Source organism: bacterium, assembly GCA_030654305.1.
In the GTDB taxonomy this organism is placed as follows: Bacteria; Krumholzibacteriota; Krumholzibacteriia; order LZORAL124-64-63; family LZORAL124-64-63; genus PNOJ01.
In genome coordinates, this window is sequence record JAURXS010000201.1 from 1 (window position 1) to 20,527 (window position 20,527).

22 protein-coding genes and 1 tRNA gene are annotated in these 20,527 nt (G+C 71.0%); 7 read left to right on the forward strand and 16 right to left on the reverse strand.

Annotation, left to right across the window (positions count from 1 at the left end; all coding sequences use genetic code 11):
• The 8 genes from Q7W29_05295 to Q7W29_05330 form a co-directional block, all read right to left on the reverse strand.
• Positions 1 to 711: hypothetical protein (locus tag Q7W29_05295; protein MDO9171232.1), on the reverse strand; the 711-nt coding region annotated here is incomplete at its 3' end.
• Positions 708 to 1,865: a tRNA 2-thiouridine(34) synthase MnmA gene (mnmA, locus tag Q7W29_05300; GenBank protein MDO9171233.1), complete on the reverse strand. Its 1,158-nt coding sequence runs from the start codon at positions 1,863 to 1,865 to the stop codon at positions 708 to 710. The genes Q7W29_05295 and mnmA, both read right to left, overlap by 4 nt.
• 31 nt (positions 1,866 to 1,896) lie before the next feature.
• On the reverse strand, positions 1,897 to 2,685 hold the full coding sequence (locus Q7W29_05305; protein ID MDO9171234.1) for a tetratricopeptide repeat protein: 789 nt from the start codon (positions 2,683 to 2,685) through the stop codon (positions 1,897 to 1,899).
• Positions 2,686 to 2,737: 52 nt separating this feature from the next.
• On the reverse strand, positions 2,738 to 3,979 hold the full coding sequence (locus Q7W29_05310) for a hypothetical protein (protein ID MDO9171235.1): 1,242 nt from the start codon (positions 3,977 to 3,979) through the stop codon (positions 2,738 to 2,740).
• Complete coding sequence (locus tag Q7W29_05315; GenBank protein MDO9171236.1) at positions 3,976 to 5,352, reverse strand: hypothetical protein; 1,377 nt, start codon at positions 5,350 to 5,352, stop codon at positions 3,976 to 3,978. Before Q7W29_05315 ends, Q7W29_05310 begins: the two co-directional genes overlap by 4 nt.
• Before the next feature lie 71 nt (positions 5,353 to 5,423).
• A complete protein-coding gene (locus Q7W29_05320; GenBank protein MDO9171237.1) occupies positions 5,424 to 5,852 on the reverse strand; it encodes a biopolymer transporter ExbD in 429 nt (142 codons plus the stop codon).
• A 2-nt stretch (positions 5,853 to 5,854) separates the two neighbouring features.
• Positions 5,855 to 6,487, reverse strand: coding sequence for a MotA/TolQ/ExbB proton channel family protein (locus Q7W29_05325; protein MDO9171238.1), 633 nt, complete (start codon positions 6,485 to 6,487; stop codon positions 5,855 to 5,857).
• A gap of 49 nt (positions 6,488 to 6,536) precedes the next feature.
• The gene (locus Q7W29_05330; GenBank protein ID MDO9171239.1) at positions 6,537 to 7,595 is read right to left on the reverse strand and encodes an energy transducer TonB; all 1,059 of its coding nucleotides are present in this window, start codon (positions 7,593 to 7,595) and stop codon (positions 6,537 to 6,539) included.
• A gap of 152 nt (positions 7,596 to 7,747) precedes the next feature.
• Here Q7W29_05330 and murB point away from each other — a divergent pair, with 152 nt between their 5' ends.
• Both murB and Q7W29_05340 read left to right on the forward strand, forming a co-directional pair.
• Positions 7,748 to 8,689 (forward strand): UDP-N-acetylmuramate dehydrogenase, encoded by a 942-nt coding sequence (gene murB / locus Q7W29_05335; protein ID MDO9171240.1) that lies wholly within the window; start codon positions 7,748 to 7,750, stop codon positions 8,687 to 8,689.
• 66 nt (positions 8,690 to 8,755) lie between these two features.
• Positions 8,756 to 9,676, forward strand: coding sequence for a hypothetical protein (locus Q7W29_05340; protein MDO9171241.1), 921 nt, complete (start codon positions 8,756 to 8,758; stop codon positions 9,674 to 9,676).
• A 68-nt stretch (positions 9,677 to 9,744) separates the two neighbouring features.
• Here Q7W29_05340 and Q7W29_05345 read toward each other — a convergent pair whose 3' ends face one another.
• The 4 genes from Q7W29_05345 to Q7W29_05360 all read right to left on the reverse strand — a co-directional run bounded on the left by Q7W29_05345 (position 9,745) and on the right by Q7W29_05360 (position 13,402).
• On the reverse strand, positions 9,745 to 11,256 hold the full coding sequence (locus Q7W29_05345; GenBank protein ID MDO9171242.1) for a YifB family Mg chelatase-like AAA ATPase: 1,512 nt from the start codon (positions 11,254 to 11,256) through the stop codon (positions 9,745 to 9,747).
• A 220-nt stretch (positions 11,257 to 11,476) separates the two neighbouring features.
• Positions 11,477 to 12,184: a hypothetical protein gene (locus tag Q7W29_05350; protein ID MDO9171243.1), complete on the reverse strand. Its 708-nt coding sequence runs from the start codon at positions 12,182 to 12,184 to the stop codon at positions 11,477 to 11,479.
• Positions 12,185 to 12,205: 21 nt separating this feature from the next.
• Positions 12,206 to 12,901 (reverse strand): hypothetical protein, encoded by a 696-nt coding sequence (locus Q7W29_05355; GenBank protein MDO9171244.1) that lies wholly within the window; start codon positions 12,899 to 12,901, stop codon positions 12,206 to 12,208.
• A 339-nt stretch (positions 12,902 to 13,240) separates the two neighbouring features.
• Positions 13,241 to 13,402 (reverse strand): DUF1931 domain-containing protein, encoded by a 162-nt coding sequence (locus tag Q7W29_05360; GenBank protein ID MDO9171245.1) that lies wholly within the window; start codon positions 13,400 to 13,402, stop codon positions 13,241 to 13,243.
• Between the two features lie 205 nt (positions 13,403 to 13,607).
• Between Q7W29_05360 and Q7W29_05365 the strand changes: the two genes are divergently transcribed.
• Complete coding sequence (locus Q7W29_05365; protein ID MDO9171246.1) at positions 13,608 to 14,993, forward strand: dipeptidase; 1,386 nt, start codon at positions 13,608 to 13,610, stop codon at positions 14,991 to 14,993.
• A gap of 84 nt (positions 14,994 to 15,077) precedes the next feature.
• Positions 15,078 to 15,152, forward strand: a tRNA-Glu gene (locus tag Q7W29_05370).
• Between the two features lie 7 nt (positions 15,153 to 15,159).
• Here Q7W29_05370 and Q7W29_05375 read toward each other — a convergent pair.
• The 3 genes from Q7W29_05375 to Q7W29_05385 all read right to left on the reverse strand — a co-directional run bounded on the left by Q7W29_05375 (position 15,160) and on the right by Q7W29_05385 (position 17,216).
• Positions 15,160 to 15,600, reverse strand: coding sequence for a hypothetical protein (locus tag Q7W29_05375; GenBank protein MDO9171247.1), 441 nt, complete (start codon positions 15,598 to 15,600; stop codon positions 15,160 to 15,162).
• 78 nt (positions 15,601 to 15,678) lie between these two features.
• Positions 15,679 to 16,314 carry a lamin tail domain-containing protein gene (locus Q7W29_05380; GenBank protein MDO9171248.1) on the reverse strand — a complete coding sequence of 212 codons (636 nt, stop codon included), beginning with the start codon at positions 16,312 to 16,314 and terminating at the stop codon, positions 15,679 to 15,681.
• 209 nt (positions 16,315 to 16,523) lie between these two features.
• A complete protein-coding gene (locus tag Q7W29_05385) occupies positions 16,524 to 17,216 on the reverse strand; it encodes a lamin tail domain-containing protein (GenBank protein MDO9171249.1) in 693 nt (230 codons plus the stop codon).
• Between the two features lie 174 nt (positions 17,217 to 17,390).
• Between Q7W29_05385 and rarD the strand changes: the two genes are divergently transcribed.
• From rarD to Q7W29_05400, 3 genes are all read left to right on the forward strand, one after another.
• A complete protein-coding gene (rarD, locus tag Q7W29_05390; GenBank protein ID MDO9171250.1) occupies positions 17,391 to 18,338 on the forward strand; it encodes an EamA family transporter RarD in 948 nt (315 codons plus the stop codon).
• A gap of 74 nt (positions 18,339 to 18,412) precedes the next feature.
• Positions 18,413 to 18,778, forward strand: coding sequence for a hypothetical protein (locus Q7W29_05395; GenBank protein ID MDO9171251.1), 366 nt, complete (start codon positions 18,413 to 18,415; stop codon positions 18,776 to 18,778).
• A gap of 181 nt (positions 18,779 to 18,959) precedes the next feature.
• The gene (locus Q7W29_05400) at positions 18,960 to 20,057 is read left to right on the forward strand and encodes a S1 RNA-binding domain-containing protein (GenBank protein MDO9171252.1); all 1,098 of its coding nucleotides are present in this window, start codon (positions 18,960 to 18,962) and stop codon (positions 20,055 to 20,057) included.
• 73 nt (positions 20,058 to 20,130) lie between these two features.
• Here the strand turns inward: Q7W29_05400 and Q7W29_05405 are convergent.
• Positions 20,131 to 20,527: hypothetical protein (locus Q7W29_05405; GenBank protein ID MDO9171253.1), on the reverse strand; the 397-nt coding region annotated here is incomplete at its 5' end.

Below are 20,527 nucleotides of genomic sequence, written 5' to 3' on the forward strand. Positions count from 1 at the left end.
GGGCACGAGATCGCGGAAACGGACCGGCGCCGGCAACGGCCACGCCCAGTCGAAACCGCCCGAGGCTTCCAACTTCCCGCCGTCCAGCCCGGCGACGGGTGTCGGGCCCAGGTAGAGCCGACGGGGCAGCGCTCCGAACAGCGCGCCCGCATCGCATCGCTCCAGGCGCCACTCCCCCCGCAACCGGCCGGGACCCGGCCAGCCCTCCCATTCCGCGTCGGCCGAGACCGCGGTCCCGTTCCAGTCCGCCTCGTCCACGCGCAACCGCAGGCGTCCGGGCACGGGGAGGATCGTGACCGCGGCGGCCTGGGCGGCCGCGGTCGTGACGCCGTCCCCCAGGGTCCATTCCAGATGCGGTTGCGCCAGCCGCACGTCGCGCAGGGCGGCGCGCCCGCCCGCCAGTTCGCGCCAGTCGGGACGCACCGTCGCCGACTTCGCCTTCAGGAACCAGGACACGCCGCCCGGCGCCGCGGCGCGCGCCTCGGGACCGGGGATCGCCACCACGTTCGACAGCACGACCCGCGGCGTCGGCCAGAGGTCGACCCGCGCCTTGCCGACGGTGACTTCGACACCCGATCCCGCGTTCAGTTCGGCGAGCGCCGACCGGGCGAAGCGGTCGACCGGCAGCAGGAAGCGCACGGCCAGCGTCAGCGCCGCCAGCAGCAGCATGAGGACCAGCAGGCTCGCCATCCAGCGGCGCGACACTTTCACGACGCATCCCCTCCCTGCGCGGGACCGGCGCCGACGATGCGCCCGCCGCCGCAGACGCGGTCCCCCCGGTAGAGCACCAGGAACTGGCCCGGCGCCACGCCTTCGGCCGCGCCGTCCAGTTCGACCTCGAACCTCGCACCGTCCCGCGACCAGTCCCGCACCGGCACGCCGGCGTGGCGGTGGCGCAGCTGCACCGTCCACGGGCCGGGACCGACCGGGCCGCGTCGCGGCACGCCGGCCAGGTCGACGAACCCGTCGCAATGCACGCGGCCGACCCGCAGCGCGTCCCGCGGCCCGACCACCACGCGGTTGCCTTCCTTCTCGAGCGCGACGACGAACAGGGGTTCGGCGCCGGCGATGCCCAGCCCGCGCCGCTGCCCGACGGTGTAGTGGGCGAGGCCGCGATGCCGCCCCAGGACCCGCCCGTCCCGGTGGACGATCTCGCCGCCGGGGCCCGTGTCGCGGCCGGAGAACAGGAACGAACGGTCGTCGTCCGGCACGAAGCAGATCTCCTGGCTGTCCGGGCGCGCCGCCGCCTCGAGGCCCAGCGCGGCCGCGGCCGCGCGCACGTCGAGCTTGGCCGACCAGCCCAGCGGGAACACGCACCGCGCCAGCACGTCGCGTTCCAGGCGGTGCAGGAAGTAGGACTGGTCCTTGTCGGGATCGAGCGCGCGGTGGAGCTCGGGACCGTCGGGGCCGGCCAGGACGCGGGCGTAGTGGCCGGTCGCGACGAGATCGAGGCCCAGCTCGTCGGCCAGGTGCGTCAACTGCGGGAAACGGACGGCGGCGTTGCAGCCCACGCAGGGGTTCGGCGTGCGGCCAGCGAGGTACTCGTCCACGAAGGGCTCGATCACCCGCGAACGGAACGCCGGCTCCACGCCGCTCACCCAGTGGCGCGCGCCCAGAGCGGCGGCGGTGCGGCGCGCGGCGTCGATGGCGTCGAGCGAGCAGCACGAGCGGTTGCCCTCGCCGCCGAAGCTCCCGTCGCTCGTGCAGAAATTCTTCAGGGTGACCGCGTGCACCTCGCAGCCGAGGTGCGCGAGCAGGGCGAGCGCCACGCTGCTGTCCACGCCGCCGCTGAGGCCCAGCAGCACGCCGCAGCCGCGCGGCAGCGCGGCGCGCAGGGCGTCGGGAACGGGCAGCGGGAAGCTCATCGCGCTCCGGCGGACCGACCGGCGGGCCGGGTCAGGAATGGGAGGGTGCCGCGACCCCGGCGGGGACCTCGGCCTTCATGAGGTCCTGGATCACCTTGATGTTCTGGCGCGAGCGATCGCCGATGTCGCCGTCGCGGTCGTACTTGGCGGCGGCCTCCCACTCGCGGATCGCCTCGCGGTACATCTTCGACTCGGCGAACATGATCGCCAGGTTGTAGTGCGCCAGGGCGCTGCGGGGGTTGCCGGCCAGCACCGTGTTGAACTGCTCGATCGCCTCGGCGTACTGGTGGCGGCGGAAGTTCAGCGAACCGAGGTTGCAGCGGGCCTTCTCGTCGTCCGGCCGCAGCCGGATGGCGTGCTGGTAGCACTCGCGCGCCGAGGTGAGCGCGTTGCGGGCGATGACGTCGCGCCCTTCGGCCACGTCGTCCCAGATCAGGCCGGCGTTCACCAGCGGTTCGACGAACAGGGTGTCGAGCGCCGAGGCCCGCTGGAAGTAGGTCAGGGCGGAGTCCAGGGTGGCGTTGCGGCCCGTCGGCGAGTCCGGACCGGGGGGCGGGGCGTCGGCAGCGGCGGCGGCCTGGTAGGACAGGTTGCCGAGCTCGTACCAGACGAGGTGGGCCGGCACCGAGCCGTCGGCCAGGGCGCGGCGCAAGGCCGCATCCTGCTGTTCGACGGGCAGCCCGCGGAACGGGGCCAGGGCCGCGTCCAACGTGCTCTCGGCGGGTTTGTCCCGGCAGCCGTTCGCCAGCAGGGCCAGGGCGGCGGTCAGCAGGATGCCGAGCGCCGGGAACCGGATGTCCGATCGCGTGCCGTGCCTCAAGTCCACTCCCCTCCCGTTGGGATGCGCGCCCGCCCGAGCGCCTCCCCTGATCCTACCACCAACGCTCGAGACCCGCCAGCGAGACCGTCAGGCGCCAGGTGCGGTCGGTCAGGCCGTTGTCCTGCCGGTCGCCGGTCCAGCCGTACGACAGGGCCACGTCCAGGTGCCCGCTCTGATCGCGGAACGTCAGGCCCGTGCCCGCCGCGATCCTGGTCTCCAGCACGTCGGCGCCGCCGACCTGGTAGGGCCAGCGCTGGCGCGAGACCCCCAGGCGCAGCGGCAGGTTGCGCCAGCCGCCGCGGCGGCGCCACTGCTCGACGCGCTCCACGCCCGCGCTCCAGCGCCAGGCGTCGACCATCTCGGCCGCCCAGGTGTCGTTCCCCGCGAAGTCGCTGAAGGGCTGGGATTCGAACTCGCACCCGGCGCGCCAGCGGCCGCGCACGGGCATCTGGGCGCCCAGGGTCCAGGTCGCCGGCAGCCGGACCTCGTACGCCTGCGTCCGGGTGCCCGGCAGGCCCAGCATGTCCCGGGTCCGGGTCATGTCCCAGCCGTGGCCAGGGGTGACCGTCGCGCCGACGCTCAGGTCCCGCCACGGCCGGGCCTGGACGGACCACGTCGTCGACAGGCCGCTGATGTCGTCGGTGAGGACCTCCGACACGGCCACGTACGGCGAGTCGCCGGTGCCGTCCGGCGTGCCCACGTCGTCGCGGAGGCGCTCGCGCACCACGCCGCGCACCAGGTTCAGGGTCGCGCCCAGCGAGAGCCGGTCGTTCACCCGGTAGGCGCCGCCGAGCGGCACCTCGAACTGCGTGCCCTCGCGCACCAGCGTCTCGGTCCCGTGGAAGATCACCGATTCGCCCCCCGGATCGTCGGGATCGGGCAGCAGCGACTCCAGGGGGGTGACGCTCGTGTACTGGGTGCCGCGCAGCGCGCGGAACCCCGCCGTCACGGCGGCGCGGCCGTCCAGCAGCGGCAGGCCTATGCGCACGCTCGGGGTGGTGACGCGGCTCGTGTTGCGGTCGGCCGTCGCCGACTCGCTGGCGGTCAGCGCGGCGAAGCCGCAGACCGAGATGGCCACGTGACGCAGTCCCGGCAGCCCGGCGATGTTGTGGAACGACGGCGACAGGGTGTCGCTCTCCGCGACCCCCCACCCGCCGCGACCCTCGATGCGGGCGTCGCTGGCGCGGATGTCCTGGCCGATGTTCGTGCGGGCGAAGGGGCTCTGGGCCGACGACGCGGCGGCGCCCAGCGACAGCAACAGGGCGGCGGCCGCGACGCGCGCGCAGGCGCTCATGACCCACCTCCGCTGAAGGGCGTGAACGTGATCTCGAAGTGCGGCGCCAGCGAGGGGTGGCCCGCGCCCAGGAAGAGCATCCGGCCGAAGTAGAAATCCGGCGAGTAGTTCCCGCTGACGCTGTAGCCGCCGAACTCCTCGCCCGCGGTCAGCAGCAGCACCGTGTCCGGCGCGAGGGCGCCGTTGAGCGAGCGCTGCACGGTGCCGGTGATGTCGAAGCCGACCCAGGTCTCCTCGTCGAAGATCATCTGGCCGAAGTCGACCGCGAGGATCCCGGTGGAGGTCGTGGCGGCCGCCTCGATCTCCTGGACGGTGACCGTGTCGCGGCCGGCCAGCAGGGACAGCGGCACCTCGTGCAGGACGAGCGACTCCACCGGCCCGAACGAGGCCGCGTCGATCGCCAGCCTCAGGACGGCGCGGTTGATCAGGATGTCGTCCGGGAGGCCGGCGAGGTCGGGGAAGAAGTAGGGGTAGCGCCGCAGGTGCGTCTGGACCTCGAGGCCGGCGTCGAAGCCGGCGGGAGGCGCCGCGAGCGCGTGGAAGGTCGAGACGTCGGCATCCGGCTCGAAGACGAACGCGGTGTCCAGCGCGGCGGCCTCGTTCCGGTACGCGACCGTCAGCACGGGACCGACCGTCGTGCCCGCGCCGACCAGGTCGATCTCCTGGTAGCCGGCCGTCGTCATGTCGACGGCGGCGTAGCCCAGCAGTCCGGGCTGCGAGCCGGCGCCCTCGCGGATCAGCAGGCCGTTCATGCCCGAGGCCACCCAGATCAGGAACTGCGCGACGGGCACGTCCAGGAACACCGAGGCGCCGGAGCCCTCCTGGGAGCCGAGCGGATCCGCCGTCGCCGGCTCCGGTCCGGGATAGAGGGCGACGTCCAGGGGGGCGGCCAGCGTGTGGATCTCGAACACCTTCGTCGGGTTCTGCGGCACCAGCGGGTGCACGACGTCCAGCAGCGAGTCGGGAACGGCGGCGTAAGCCTCGGTGCGGAAGAGCCGCAGCTTCACGCTGGTGACGGTCGTCTCGTCCAGCAGGGCGCCCTCCGGCAGGCTGTCCGGCAGCGTCTGCACGTCGTAGCGCACAAGGATCGAGGAGGTGTCGGCGCCCTGGCTGCCGAAGTAGAGCAGCTCGTTGTGGTCGTAGGACAGCGACTCGTCCTTGACGGCCACCCGTCCGCTCGCGGACAGGGCCTCGACGAACACCGTCTGGGGCGTGTTGAGCTGCAGTTCGCCCGGCAGGCCCGTGCCGACGAGGTTCGCCTCGTCGCTCGTGCAGCCGGCCAGGACGGCGCTCAAGGCGCAGACGGCGAGCAGGGCGCCGGCGACGATCGCCGTGGGCCGCGGCTGCGGCGCCCGCGGTGGGAACTGGGACATGCGGTCTCCTTCGCTGGTCCGGGAAGCCGGCGCGGCGGGCCGGCGCATTCTAGGTCTCGGCCCGGGCAGCGTCAAGGCGCGCTCCCGGGGGCGGCGGCCTCGACGCGCGCGGACAGGCTCACGCGCGCGTAGCCGCTGTCCTTGATGAGGTCGATCAGGTGCACGACGCGGCCGTGCTGGCTGTTGGTGTCGGCGCGCAGGACGATGCGGTCGTCGCCGGACTCGGCCAGCCGCGCGCGCAGCGCCGCGACGAGCTCGGCTTCGACGATCGGCGTCCGGTCCAGGTACAGGGCTCCCTGTTCGGTCAGCGTGATCACCGAGGGTCCCTCGTCGACGGCGCGGGCGCTGGTCGAGCCCGGCAGGTCGAGCTGGATGGCCGGCTGCGGTTCCTTGAAGGTCGAGGTGACCATCACGAAGATCAGCATCAGGAACATGACGTCGATCAGCGAGGTCACGTTGATGATGGTGCGGTTGCTGCGGCGCGGCGGCGCGAACTGCATGCTCAGCTCCCGGCCCGCGGCGCGGCGCGCAGGCGCCGCTCGCGCAAGGTGTCCAGGACCTGCGTGGCGTACCGCTCCAGCTCGAAGATGATCGCGTCGGCGCGGCCCTGCAGCCAGTAGTAGGCCACCAGCGCCGGGATGCCGATGATCAGGCCGGCGGCCGTGGTGATCATGGCCTCGGAGATGCCGCCCGAGAGCAGCGTGGCGTCGCCGAGCCCCACCGCCTTGACGTCCTCGAAGAGGCGGATCATGCCGGTGACCGTGCCCAACAGGCCCAGCAGGGGCGCGACCGCGGCCACGACCTCCAGGATGTTCAGGTGGCGGGAGATGCGGACGGATTCCTGGCGGCCCGCCTCCTGCAGCACGTCGCGCACGATCTGCCAGTCGTGGTCGGCGTGGTCGAGCCCGGCGCCGATCACCGCGGCGAAGGGTCCCGGGTTGCGGGCGAGGATGGCGCGGGCCACGACGAAGTCATCGGCGGCGCCCAGCGTCGCGACCGCGCCGGCGACCTCCGGCAGCAGGATCCGGCTCCGTCGCAGCGCGTAGAGGCGCTCGAGGAACACCGTCAGCGCGACCAGGGAGCAGAGGCCGAGCGGGATCATCATGACGTTGCCGGCGCGGATCAGTTCCCACATGTCCAGTCCATTCCTTCGACGAAGTCGCGCAGGGGAGGTCCGCCGCGGATCAGCGGCGCGGCCCGTCGGGCGGGAGCTCTTCCTGCGCAGAATAATGGAGCTTCACGGTCAAGACAAGCTCGGGGTCCGGGAAGTGTTCCGGCAACGGCTTCAGCGGCGCCGTCGCGCGCAGCGCCGCCACGCTCGCCTGGTGCAGGGATTCGTGGCCCTGCTTCTCGACCACCTCCATGCCGGCGACGGTGCCGTCGGTCAGGATGACCAGTTTGACGATCGTCCAGCCGTCGATGACGCCGAGGTGGTACGCGTAGGGCGGGATCCAGTTGGGCAGGAAGGCCCGCTTGAACGACTCCAGCCAGGGCGCGAAGTCCCACTCGACCGTGCTGAGCTGAAAGTCCCCGAACTGGATCAGGTTCCCGGCGGCGGGGCTGAAGGCGTCCTGTTCGTAGACGAAACCCCGGTCCCCGGGCTCGCCGCGGCGGTCGTCCAGCACCGACACCGCACCCGTCGCCGGCACCTCGACGAGATCCGGCGCCGGGGGTCGCGTTCCCTCGCCCCGTCGGGGCTGCTGCGACCGGTCGGCCTCGCCGCCGCTGGCCGTCTCGCCGTCGGGCGTCTGCGGCAGGTCGCGGCCGCGCTGCACCGTCTCGCCCTCGGCGTCACGGTCGCCCTCGGGGCTCCCCCCCCCTCCCGGCGACGTCGCGATGACGGTCGCGTCGGCGGGTCGATCCCCGCCCGCGTCGGGCAGGATCGCCACCTGGGGGAACTCCCCGGTGCGCTCCGCCCGCGGCGACGACTCCGGCTGCCCGCCGGCGATCCGGTCCGCGGCCCGGCTGTCGCGCAGCGCCAGGAAGTCGGGGACCGCCGGCGGCTCCTCGGCCTGCTGGCGCTCCGGCACGCTCGTGTACGCCGTGGGCAGCGCGATGGCCGGCAGCTCGGGCACGGCCGGCTCGGCCTCCAGCACCACCTCCACGGTCTGCTCGCGGGGCGTCTCGGCGGCGGTTTCGGTCAGGGGACGGAAGAAGTCGAGGTCCCAGGTGACGAGCAGCAGCAGCACGTGCAGCGCCAGCGCGGCCAGGAAGGCCAGAAGGGTGGTGCGGCGCTCGGGCACGGTTCTCCTTGACGTCGCCGGATACGGTGAGGATCGTGGATCGCACCGAGACAGACCGCGCCCATCCCGCCGAAGGGTCTACCATGCACCGGACCGGCTCGCAAGACAACCGTCCAGCGGAAGCAGAGCGGATCGCCCGCGCGGTGGCGGAGTTGAGACGTTCCCACCCGGAGCGCTTCCTGCCGGGCGTCCCCTTGAGCACGGTCACGGCCCTGCGCATCGGCGGCCCCGCGCTCGGTCTGGCCTGGCTGCGGAACAGCGGGGACGCCAAGCGGTTCCTGGAATTCGCCCGCGACGCGGAAATCCCCGCCGTCTGCCTCGGCGGCGGCAGCAACGTGCTGGCCGACGATCGCGGCTTCTGCGGCCTGATCGGCGTGATGGCCGACGACGCGCTGGAGATCCGCGGCGACACCGTCCGGGCCGCCGCGGGCATCCCCCTGGACCGGCTGGTCGTCGAGAGCCTGCAGGCGGGCCTGACGGGCCTGGAATTCGCGTCGGGCATCCCGGGCAGCCTGGGCGGCGCCCTGGTCGGCAACGCCGGCTGCTACGGCCACGAGATCGGCGAGTTCCTGCGCGAAGCCACCGTCCTGCGGGAAGACGGCCGTGTCGACACGGTCGGGCCGGAAGCTTTCGGGTTCGCCTACCGCCAGACCGCTTTCAAGGAGAGCCGGGACCTCATCCTCGGCGCCGTGCTGTCGCTCCAGCGCGGCGACCTGGCGACCGCCCACGCCGAGCGCGCCGACCACCTGGCGTCGCGGCACGCCAAGCACCCCGTCGAGCTCCCCTGTGCCGGCAGCTGGTTCAAGAACCTGCCGCCGGCCGAACCCGGCGGGCGGCGGCAGCCGGCCGGCGCGTTGCTGGAGGCCGTCGGGGCGAAGACGATGAGGATCGGCGACGCGGGCGTCTTCACGGGACACGCCAACATCATCGTCAATCTGGGGCGCGCCCGCAGCGATGACGTCCTGGCGCTGGCCGCGCAGATGCGGGCGGCCGTCCTGGACCGCTTCGGGGTCCGGCTCGAGGCCGAAGTCCGTCACCTGTCCTGGCTTGCGGAGCCGCCCTGGCCGGGGGATCCCTGGGCCTTTCGGGGTTGACACCGGGCCGGCAAGATCCGACATTCAGGTCCACGGGATAGCGTCGCAACGGGACAGGAGCTGACCATGCATCAGAAACTGTTGGCCCTCGGGATTTGCCTGTCGGTGTTCGCCTGCGCGGACGCCGGCGCGCAGGAGCAGCAGGTCGGCGAGAAGTCGTACAACCTGCGCCACTCCACCCTCGAGGAGCAGCAGGCGGCCCAGGCCGCGGAAGAGGTCCAGCAGGTCGATTACGAGCCGATCATCGACGAGCGCACGCTCGAGACCTCCCTCACGCTGGGCTTCTGGATGCTGGACAAGACCCTGCTGGAGCACGACAACATCATCTACAAGTACACCAGCGAGGACACCTACTTCGGCGACGTCGTCATCAAGGGGCAGTCCGCCTTCAACCCCCAGCTGCGGTTGAACTACAACCTCTACCCCTGGTTCTCGTTGGAGCCGGTCTTCGGCGTCTCGGTGTCCGAGTACACGGCCACGGTCGCGAATCCCCGCTCGCTCTCCAACCAGGCGACCGGCTCCGGCGGGTACACCCTCGAGGACGTGGAGGGCATCGGCGAGTACGACGCCGAGAACCGCTCGATCATCACCCTGAGCACGGGGCTGAACGCGGTCTTCTACCCCCACGACTACGGCAACTTCGCCAAGGGACGCTGGCACCCCTACGTGCAGGGCGGCGTCACGCGCACCTGGCTGAGCATCAACTCCGACTACACGGGCGACAGCGCCGACTCCTGGGACCTCAACGGCGGCGGCGGCATCCGGCTCGTCGCGGACAAGCTCATCAGCATCCGCTTCGAGGTGCTCTTCCACCACATGACGGTGGAATTCGAGCCGAAGGATTCGTTCCGCGTCATGGACGAGGGCGAGACCAGGATCCCCGTCTACGAATACATCGAAGGCATCGGCCCGCAGACCGTGACCGGCTACACCTCGCAGACGCTCAACACGATGAGCTGGGCCCTGGGGTTCACGGCCAACTTCTAGACCTCGACCACGACACGCAAGGGAAGGGCGGCCCCCGCGGGCCGCCCTTCCCTCATGCCCCGCACGCGTCAGGCGAGCGAGGCGATCTGTTCCCGCCTGTAGGAAAGCGCCTCGACCACGTCGTCGCGGTTCGCCAGCGACCGGTCGCCGAGCGCGGCCAGGGTGCGCGCCACGCCGGCGCAACGCATCAGCGAGCGCACGGTCAAACCCAGCGAGCCGCCGGCCGCCTCGAGCAGGGCGGCCGCGGGAGCGTCCATCAGGCCGCGCGCCTCCGCGAGCGAGGCCGGACGCGCCCGGCGGGAGTCCGCCAGGCGGGCGTTCCCGGCCTCGACCTCCCCGACCGCACACTCCCAGAGGCGTCGCGGGTCGGCGACGTCGCCGCCGCGCAGGGGATCCTCGGGCTCCTCCAGTTCGGCGAAGATGTCGATGCGGTCCAGCAGGGGACCCGACAGGCGGCTGCGGTGGGCCGCCCGCAGGCGTTCGGTGCAGCGGCACGGACGCCGCCGGCTGCCGTACCAGCCGCAGCGGCAGGGGTTCATCGCCGCGACGAGTTGGACGTCGGCCGGCCAGAACCTGACGCCGGCGCCCCGGGCGACGGCCACCCGCCCCTCCTCCAGCGGCTCGCGCAGCGCGTCCAGGACGCTCGGCGTGAACTCCGAGACCTCGTCCAGGAACAGGATGCCCCGGTGCGCCAGCGTGACCTCGCCGGGCCGCAACGACGCGCCACCGCCCAACAGGCCGGCGCGGGTCGCGGTGTGGTGGGGCGCGCGGAACGGCCGGCGCAAGTCCGGCGCCGGCGGCGACAGCAGGCCGGCGGCGCCGTGGATGCGGGCGACCTCCAGCGACTCCGCCCGGGTCAGTTCCGGCTGCAGCGATCCCACCACGCGCGAGAGCTGGGTCTTGCCCGTCCCCGGCGGCCCCACCAGCAGCAGGTCGTGCCGCCCCGCCGCGGCCAGGACGGCCAACCGACGGGCGCGGGCCGGCGCGAGGGACAGGAACGCCAGCTGGGAGGGGGGCGGGCTGCGTCCGGCCAGCGTCGGCGACTCGGCAATGATCTCGTGCAGACGCCCCCTGCCGGCGCGCCATTGCGCCACTTCGGCCAGCGTCCCCGCCGCCAGGATCGTCACCTCCGGCACCAGGGCCGCCTCCCGGGCCTGGCTGCGCGGGACGACGAACAGGCGCCGCCCTTCGGCGGCGGCGGCGGTCACGATCGCGAGCAGCCCCCTGACCGGGCGCAGGGAGCCGTCCAGAGACAGCTCCCCCAGCAGCACCGCCTCGCCGCGTCCGCCGGGATCGGCGCGCTCCGTCACGCCGCAGACGCCCACGGCGATGGCCAGGTCCACCGACGGCCCCTTCTTCTCGACATCCGCCGGCGCGAGGTTCACCACGACCCGGCCCTTGGGCCAGGACAACCCGCTGTTGCGCAGGGCCGACAGGACGCGTTCCCGGCTCTCGCGCACGGCGGTCGAGGGCAGGCCGACCAGCTGGAAGGAAGGCAGCCCCCGTCCGGCGTCCACCTCCACGACCACTTCGAAACCGTCGATGCCGTCGAGCGAACCGCTGCGGATGCGTTGGATCATGGCCCCTCCCCGCCGGGTTCCAGCGAGTTCCGGGCCCTGGCGCGGGTAGAGGCGCGGAACGGCCGCCGGTGGAGGCGGGAGGCGTCGCAAGGCGGGATGTTGCGGCCCGTGCCGTCCCGGACGTCGCCCACCGCGGTCGACACCCGTGACGAGGGAAGAGCCCGGGGTTTCCCCCGGGCTCTTCCCGTGTCGCGCTTCGTGGTCGCGGATCCGGCGGAACCTAGCGGAACAGGCTCTTGACGCCGCCCCAGCTGGAATCCTCGTTGGGCGTGGGGTCGTAGGGGAAGATGACCTTCACGCCGAAGAGGTAGTGGTAGCCGGCGGGGACCGTGAAGAACGGGAACCAGGGCTCGGCGACGCCGGTGCCGGCGAAGGTCCAGTCGTTCAGCGGGTAGTCCATCGCGGAGAGCGTGCCCAGCTCGCTGCCGCCGTTCATGTCACAGGTGCCGATGCCGGCGCCGGAGTACTGTCCGAATCCGAAGGGATCGTTCAGGTCCAGCGTCCAGCCGTTGTCGACGGCGGCCTGCAGCAGCAGCGTGCCGTCGGTGAACGTGGCCGGGGCCGCGTAGCTGCCCCCCGTGCCGCCGGCGATGGCGTCCGCGTAGATCTGCAGGGTGCCGCCGCTGAACGCGTAGTCCTTCGTCAGCGCGGTCCCGTTGAAGTCGTAGCTGTCGACGACCATGCCGGTGACGGCCACCGTGTACTGGTTGGCGGAGAAATCCACGGGGATCGGCGTGGGCGTGCTGACCGGGGGATTGGCGATCCCGTAGACGGTCATCACGGCGCCGACCTGGCCGGGGCCGGGAGCGAATTTCGCGTAACCCTCGAAGGTGAACTCGACCTGTCCCAGAGCGGGGACGGCCGCACAAAGGGCCAGGGCCAGCGTCATCCCGATCACCCGGCTCCGATTCATCTGCAGTTGCTTCATGGCGCCCTCCTTCCGCTCGTTTTAACGGTACAGGTTCTTGACCTCGCCCCAGGACTGGAGCTCGGTCGGGATCGTGCCGTCGTAGTAGATGTGGCCGTCGGTCTCCACGTCGTACCCGTCGGGGATCGTGGCGTCGTTGAGCACGGTGCCCGCGAGCGTCAGCCCGTTGGGGTTCTGGAGTTCCTGGCCCAGCTCGGTGAAGTGGGAGCCGAGCTCGAACACCAGCATGCCGACGTAGCTGCCGACGCCGGTGGTCGGGTTGTAGGTCAGCGAGAAGTTGGTGAAGGCGCCGTGCAGGTACACGTCGCCGTCGCTGAAGGTGGCCATCGCCAGGGGATCCGGGGGCGCGACGCCGTAGTCCGGCATCGTGTAGCCGGCCGACAGGTACGCCTGCGCGAGGATGTCGATGCTGCCGCCCGTGTAGTAGATCCGGTAGCTGCCGTTGCCGAGCGCCTGGGCGCCGCCGGACACGAGGCCGCCGATGACCCAGGTGTACTCGTAGTCGGCGGTGCTCCAGGACAGCGGCGCGCTGATGTTGTCGACGTAGCCGACACCCGCCAGCACGTCGCCGACGTTGCTCGGCGGGAAGCCGACCACGCCGGGATCGTTGTCCGACTCGAAGAGATAGCCGATGGTGTCCATGACGTCGCTCTGGGCCCAAGCCGACCCGGCGACGCATGCCAACAACAGCACCCCTGTCACCCACAATTTCTTCATGGTGTCCCCCCGATCCGTCTGTGGCTGCGACGACGCGGCCTCGATGATGCGGACGATCCTATCGGATTCAGCTCGTTCGATGCTTGCGACGGTCTCCGTTCGACGGGAACGGCGCCGGGCACCGGGGCGGGTCGAGCAACTCGTGTCGGGATTCCTGTAAACCTCGACCCCCACACTTTACAACCCCGATCTCGTGTTGCGCAATGACAGAATAGGAAAAAATACGGCCTCCAGGCACATCGCCGGGCTCTATTAATCAAAAATACGGAGGCTCCATCAAGGAGCCTCCGTGAATCCGGACCGGGATCGTGTTCCATCAATTCCCGGTGGACGCGCAGCCTAGAGGTCCTGGGGCCGGACCGTCTTGCGGCCGTTGGCGATCGCGCGCTGTTCGGCCTTCTTGATCAGCTCGTTGACCTTGGCGTCGAGGGCGTCGTAGAACTCGCCGGAAACGTTGCACTGCGTGACGGCTTCCTTCGTCTTGCTCTTGCTGATGATCATGGCGGCCTCGATTCTCCTGAAGGGTGAAACCTCGGGCGACGACGTCGCCCGGCGAAGGGATCGCATCGGGCAAGGCGGGATCTTGGCGAATCCGACCGGCGGTGTCAACGGGATTCGCAGCGGCACACAATGCCCTCGACACCCGCGGGCGTCAAGGCTAAGTTTCGCCGGCCGCTCCCCGCGAACCGACCCCGCAGGAGGAACCATGACCAAGGACGACCGCACCGCCGCGCGCCTCGACGCCTACCTGCTCGCCCATCGCGACCGCCACGTGGCCCAGCTCTGCGACTGGCTGCGCATCCCCAGCGTCAGTTCCCAGTCCGACCACGACGGGGACACCCGCCGCGCGGCGGCCTTCATCGCCGACGAGCTGCGCGGCCTCGGCCTGGTGGTCGAGGTGATCCCCACCGAGGGCCATCCGCTGGTCTACGCCGAGACCGAGCAGCGCGCCGACCGGCGCACGCTGCTCTTCTACGGCCACTACGACGTGCAGCCGACCGACCCCCTCGACCAGTGGCTCTCCCCCCCCTTCGAGCCCGCGATCCGTGACGGCGTCATCTACGCGCGCGGTTCCAGCGACGACAAGGGACAGCTCTACACCCACGTCAAGGCGCTGGAGGCCTGGCTCGCCACGGGCGAACCGCTGCCGGTGAACGTGAAGTTCATCATCGAGGGCGAGGAGGAGTGCGGCGGCCCGGCCGTCTACCGCTACGTCGAGCAGCACCCGGACCGCCTGGCTTGCGACGCCGTGGTGATCAGCGACACGAGCCTCTACGACGAGAAGACCCCGGCGATCTGCTACAGCCTGCGCGGGCTGAGCTTCATGCAGGTCGACGTCGCCGGTCCCCGCGCGGACCTGCACTCCGGCAGCTTCGGCGGCGTGGTGCAGAACCCGGGCAACGCCCTGGCCGCGATCGTCGCCGGCCTGAAGGACGCCGACGGCCGCGTGCTGATCCCCGGCTTCTACGACGCCGTGCGGGAGCTGGACGCCGAGGAGCGCCGCGCCTTCGCCTCGCTGGGCTTCACCGACGAGGTCCTGCTGCGCGACACCGGCTCCCCCTCGCCGTACGGCGAGCGCGGCTACTCCACGCTCGAGCGGATGTGGGCGCGCCCGACCTGCGACGTCAACGGCATGTGGAGCGGCTACCAGGGCGAGGGCGCCAAGACCATCATCCCGGCGCAGGCCGGCGCGAAGGTCAGCATGCGGCTGGTGCCCGACCAGGATCCCGCGGAGATCGCCCGCCTGTTCGAGCGCCACGTCATGGCGAACGCGCCCGCGGGCGTCGGCGTGAAGGTGACCTACCTGCACGGGGCGTCGCCGGTGATGGTGCCGCGCGCTTCGTCGATGATGAGCGCGGGCGTCCGCGCCATGACCCGCGGCTTCGGCCGCGAGCCGGTGTTCATCCGCGAGGGTGGTTCGATCCCGATCGTCGGGACCTTCCAGTCGTGCTTGAAGTCGCCCGTGCTGCTGCTGGGCTACGGGCTGCCGAACGACAACATCCATTCGCCCAACGAGAAGTTCCACCTCGAGAACTTCTTCAACGGCATCGCCACCACCGCGGCCCTGTTCGGCGAAGCCGCTGGGGCCTGATCCCGCCCACGACGACGGGGCACCCCCGTGGGGGCGCCCCGTTTGACAGTTCCCCGCCCAGCGTGTAGCTTTTGCGCCCCGGACGTCCCCTTCGTCTAGTGGTTAGGACACCGCCCTTTCACGGCGGCAGCACGGGTTCGAGCCCCGTAGGGGACGCCAAACTCCCTCAGGCGTTCGCGACCAGGATCCCGCCGAGCACCACCAACGCCGCCCCGGCGAGCAGCTTCGCCAGCTGGACGTCCCGCCATTCGGCGTAGACGACCAGCGCCAGCGCCACGACCACCAGCGTGTTCATGTTGTAGAGCGGCGCCAGCTTCGACAGGGGCGCGCCGAAGCGGGTCAGGGCGATCAGGACCAGGGCCATGCCCAGCCCCCAGCTGGCGCCAACGCCTCCGGCCAGCAGGCCGGCGCGCCAGCTCGAGGCGTTGTCGACACGCGCGAACACGAACGCGATCCCGACCAGGACCACGCCCGCGCCGGTGCAGAGCAGGTAGGGGCCGACGCCGGCGCCGGCGCGGCCGGCCGCCTTCTGCAGGATCCCCGTCGCGCCGAACAGCAGGGCCGGCAGCACCCCGCCGACCAGCAGTCCCTTCCACGATGGCGGCACGTCGTCCCCTTCCGCGCCCGGCGCGACGAGGGCCGCCTCCCGGCCGGGGAGACGGCCCCGCGCGCGGAGCGTTCGCGATCAGCGGTACATGCTCTTGACGGCGCCCCAGGCCGCGTCGTCGTTGGCGACGGCCTGGCAGTTACTCGTGTGCAGGCCCAGGAAACCGAACGCGTCGACCGCGTTGCAGACCCACGAGGCGGCCGGGACGAAGGCGTCGTTGGGCACGGTGTCGCCGCAGCAGACGTCGACGCCGCGCACCAGGGTGTGGTCGAGCGTCGTGCAGGGGTTGACGCCCCAGGCCGTGCCGGGATCGAGACCCACCTGGCCGATGACGTCGACGATCGAGCCGCCGAGCTTCAGGACGACCGCGTCGTCGCCGTTGAAGTTCACGACACTGCCGTTGTACAGCACGTCGGACTGGCCGGTGATCGCCGCGTTGGCCATCGAGTGGCCGATGACGAACACGTCGCCGTTGTGCAGGACCCCGCTGAAGGAGACGGTGGCCGACGGCGTCGAGGCGCCGTTGGCATAGAGCTCGACCGAGACCCGCGACAGGTCGACGTCCGCCTCGGTGGCGTTGTAGATCTCCAGCGCCTTGTTGTAGCCGGTGCCCTCGATGTACTCGGAGAAGTAGAGGCAAGTGGACTGCGCGGCGGCCGCGCCGGCGAGACCGAGCAGCAGGGAGGCGGTCAGGATGTACTTGAGCGAGCGCATGTCTTGGTTCCTCCCGGGAACGGATGGTCGGACGGGTTCGGGCCCTGCGGTACCGGTCAGGGCAGGCCGTTCGCGGTCCCTCCTGCGACCAGGCACCGCCTCGACTCTAACAGACGGCGGCCGGACCGGGCCGAAAAAATCGACACGCTGATATCAAAAAAGGACCGCCCCCGTGGGGAGGCGGTCCTTCGTTCATCACCGGACCTGGATCAGCGATAGATCGCCTTGATCGCGCTCCAGCTCTGGTCCTCGCTGGAAACGGCGAGGCAGTCGGGGTTGCGCACCGAGCCGCTGTAGCGCGGCGCCGGCGTGCCGATGGTGAAGTCGGCCAGGTTGTTGTCGGTGTCGATCATGCCGCCGCTGTTGCGGAAAGCGGCCGTGGTGGTCGACAGGGCGCCGATCCGGGTGCCCTCGGCGCAGTTGGCCGTCGTGCCGTAGGCCAGCTTGTCCACGAGCGTGCCGGGGAGTTCCAGACCGCAGGCGAGGTTCGTGTTGACGGCGTTGAACAGCGCGACCTTGCCGCCGGTGGCGCTCATCGCGAGCAGGCCGGTGAAGTCGTTGTAGGGAAGCGGGCCGCCGCCGACGGACGGGGTGCCGAAGGCCACCAGGATGTAGGAGCAGGCCGGAATGCTGGTGCCCACGGGGAAGGTGAAGATGTTGCCGGCCGAGCTGCCCCAGCTGCCGGTGCTGGAAGCGTACTCGATCGTCCAGTTGCTGATGTCGACCGTGGCGCCGCTGGCGTTGAAGATCTCGACGTAGTCCTGGTTGAAGGTCGGGCCCGCGGTGCCCGAGCCGCCGCCGCCGTAGGCCTGGCTGATCCGCACGTCGGGAGAAATGGCGAGGGCCGGCACGGCCAGCGCGACGAGAGCGAGCACGAGGAGATTCGTGAGCATCCGGGACATGGGGCGCCTCCTGGGCGTTTGTGGTGAACGGACGGGAAGGTACAGCACCATCACCCCGTCCTCTGATTCCCCGTTGATGGCACTATTGTACCCCAGATCGCGCCTTATGGAAAGTTAAAATTCAATGAACTCGTGCAATATTCATCGTCGCGGGGCGGGTATTCATGAAATCCCATGGGCATCCTGCGCCACCATGGTATCTTGCCCGCCATGAAGAGCGACGACGGGCAACGGACGGGCATCGCCTACGGCATCGCCGCCTACGGGTGGTGGGGCTTCGTGCCCCTCTATTTCAAGGCCGTGGCGGGCATCGCGCCCGTGGAGGTCCTGACCCACCGGGTGCTCTGGTCGCTGCTGCTGCTGACGGGGCTGTTGGCGCTGCGCGGCCGCCTCCCGTTGCTCGGGAAGCTGTTGCGTGACCGCCGGACGCTCGCGGTGCTGGGGCTCACCACCCTGCTGATCGCCGCCAACTGGCTGGTGTTCATCTGGGCGGTCGCCAACGGCCAGGTCCTGCAGGCCAGTTTCGGCTACTTCATCACCCCCCTGCTCAACATTTTACTGGGGGTCGTCGTCCTTCGGGAGCGCCTGCGTCGCGCCCAAGTCGTGGCGGTAGCGGTGGCGGGGCTCGGGGTGCTGTGGCTGTCGATCCGACTGGGCGGGCTGCCCCTGGTATCCCTGGCCCTGGCCGGCAGCTTCAGCCTCTACGGACTGTTGCGCAAACTGATCCGACCCGACGGGACCCTGGGCCTGGCCGCCGAGACGCTGCTGCTGGCTCCGGCGGCCCTGGCCTGGCTCCTGGTGCGCGAACAGGGCGCCGGCACGGCCTTCCTCCACGCCGGGGCCGGCACCGCCTGGCTGCTGGCCGCCGGGGGCATCGTGACCGCCCTGCCCCTGATCTGGTTCGCCGAAGCGGCGCGCCGCCTGCCCTACGCCACCGTCGGCTTCCTGCAATTCCTCTCCCCGACCCTGCAATTCCTGCTGGCCGTCGTCCTGTTTCACGAAACCTTCACCTCGTCCCACGCCGTCGCTTTCGGGCTGATCTGGGCCGCCCTGGGCCTGTATTCCTGGGATACCCTCCGCCACGCCGCGCCCCGTCCGACCCCTATCGTCAACAATCGTTGACTAATTTCTGGAACTCCTTGTTCTTCGGTATGATTATAGCAGGGCCCCTGGCACCCACACACCCGGAGGTCGACATGCGACGCTTGTTCCTCGTGCCCTGCCTCGCCCTGACCCTGCTGGCCGCGACCGACGCCGGCGCCACCAGCGGCCGCAAGAACGCCTGGCTGAACGCCAACCCGACCGCCTGCACGACGCTGCGCAGCGCCGCCAGCGCCTGCACCCTCTGCCACACCGATGGTTCGAATCCTGACATCGACAACCTGAACGGGTACGGCGCCGACTACACCACCAACTGGGTGAACTACGGCGCGATGGATTCCGACAACGACACCGTGAGCAACGCCCAAGAGATCCTCGACTGCACCGATCCAAGCGATCCCGCGTCCCTCGTCCCGAACGAGACCGGCAGTTGGGGCGCCATCAAAACCCTCTACCGGTGAACCGACCGGGGGAGGGCCAACGCCCTCCCCCGCCCACCCCCGCTCATGCCTCGCCGTCGTCCGGGTCCAGGGCGCCGCTCCTTTGGGAGTTGGCCGCGGCGGGTTCGTCTGTGCTATAGTTTCCGGGTCCCCCTCGCGGCCCCCGCCGCCGACCGACCCGCAAACCACCAGGAAGACCAGCATGACCGACGACCTCCAGCACGACGACGCCCCCGAGAACGGCGACGAATTCGCCCGTCTGCTCGCCGAGAGCGAGCAGCGGACCCACGACCAGACCCCCGAACCGAAGACCGGCGACCAGGTCACGGGCAAGCTCGTCCAGATCGGCGACGAGGAATGCTTCGTCGATTACGGCGGACGCAGCGAACTGCCCATCGGCACCGTCGACCTGCAGGACGCCGAGGGCAACCTGCGCTTCGCCGTGGGCGACGACATCACGGCCTACGTGGTGGGCAAGGGCGCCGAGCAGCGCCTCGCGCTGAAGCAGAAGGCCCAGGGCAAGGACACGCGCTTCCTCGAGGACGCGCTGCAGAGCGGCGTGCCGCTGACCGGAGCGGTGAAGGAGACCAACAAGGGCGGCTTCGTGGTCGACCTCGGCGGCCACCGCGCCTTCTGCCCCATCTCCCAGATCGACGACCAGTTCGTCAACGACCCCCCGTCGTGGGTGGGGCGCAGCCTGGAGTTCCGCGTCATCGAGTTCACCGACGGAGGCCGCCGGCTGGTGGTCTCGCGGCGGGTCCTGATGCAGGAGGAGAAGGCGCGCCGCGGCAAGGAGACGCGCAAGTCCCTCGCCGTCGGCGACGTGCGCGACGGCAAGGTCGTCCGGCTGATGCCCTACGGCGCCTTCATCGACATCGGCGGCGTCGAGGGGCTGGTCCACGTTTCGGAGATCAGCCATCACCGCATCGCGGATCCCACCGAGGCCCTCCAGGAGGGCCAGGCGGTCACCGTCAAGGTCACCGCCCTGCAGAACCTGGGCGAGGGCAAGACCGAGCGGGTCAGCCTGTCCATCAAGGCGCTCGACGGCGATCCCTGGCAGGACGTCCAGGACAAGCTGAAGCTGGGCGAGTGGGTCACCGGCGTGGTGACCGGCATGGCGGACTTCGGCGCCTTCGTGGAGCTGCTGCCTGGAGTCCGCGGCCTGGTGCACGTGTCGGCGCTCTCGCAGGAGAGGGTGCAGCACCCGAGCGACGTCGTGCGCGAGGGGCAGGAAGTTCAGGTGCGCATCGTGGAGGTCGACGTGCAGCGCAAGCGGATCTCGCTGTCGCTGGTCGGATGAACGGTCGGATGAACGGTCGGATAAACGTCCCGCCGCGCGATCGGACACAGAGCGGGCACGGAGCGGGGACGGCCTAGGCCGTCCCCTTTTCCTTGCGCAGGGCCAGCACCGCCGCGGCCAGCCGGTCGACCGCCGCGTCGACCTCCTCGTCTGTCGTTCCGCGGCCCAGGCTCAGGCGCAGGCAGCAACCGGCCTGTTCGGCGCTCAACCCCAGGGCGAGCAGCGCCGCCGAGGGCCGGCCGTCGCCGCTGGTGCAGGCGGCGCCCGCCGACAGGGCGAGCGTCGGCACGGCGCGCATCAGCTCACCCGCGACCACGCCGGGGAACCGCAGGTTCAGGCAGCCGGGCAGCCGCGCGCGCGCATCGCCGTTCAGGACGAGGTCGCCGATCCGGTCGGCCAGGCGCGCGTACAGGCGGGCGCCCTGCTCGCGCAACCGCGCGGCGTCCCGCTCGCGCCGCGCGAGAGCCAGG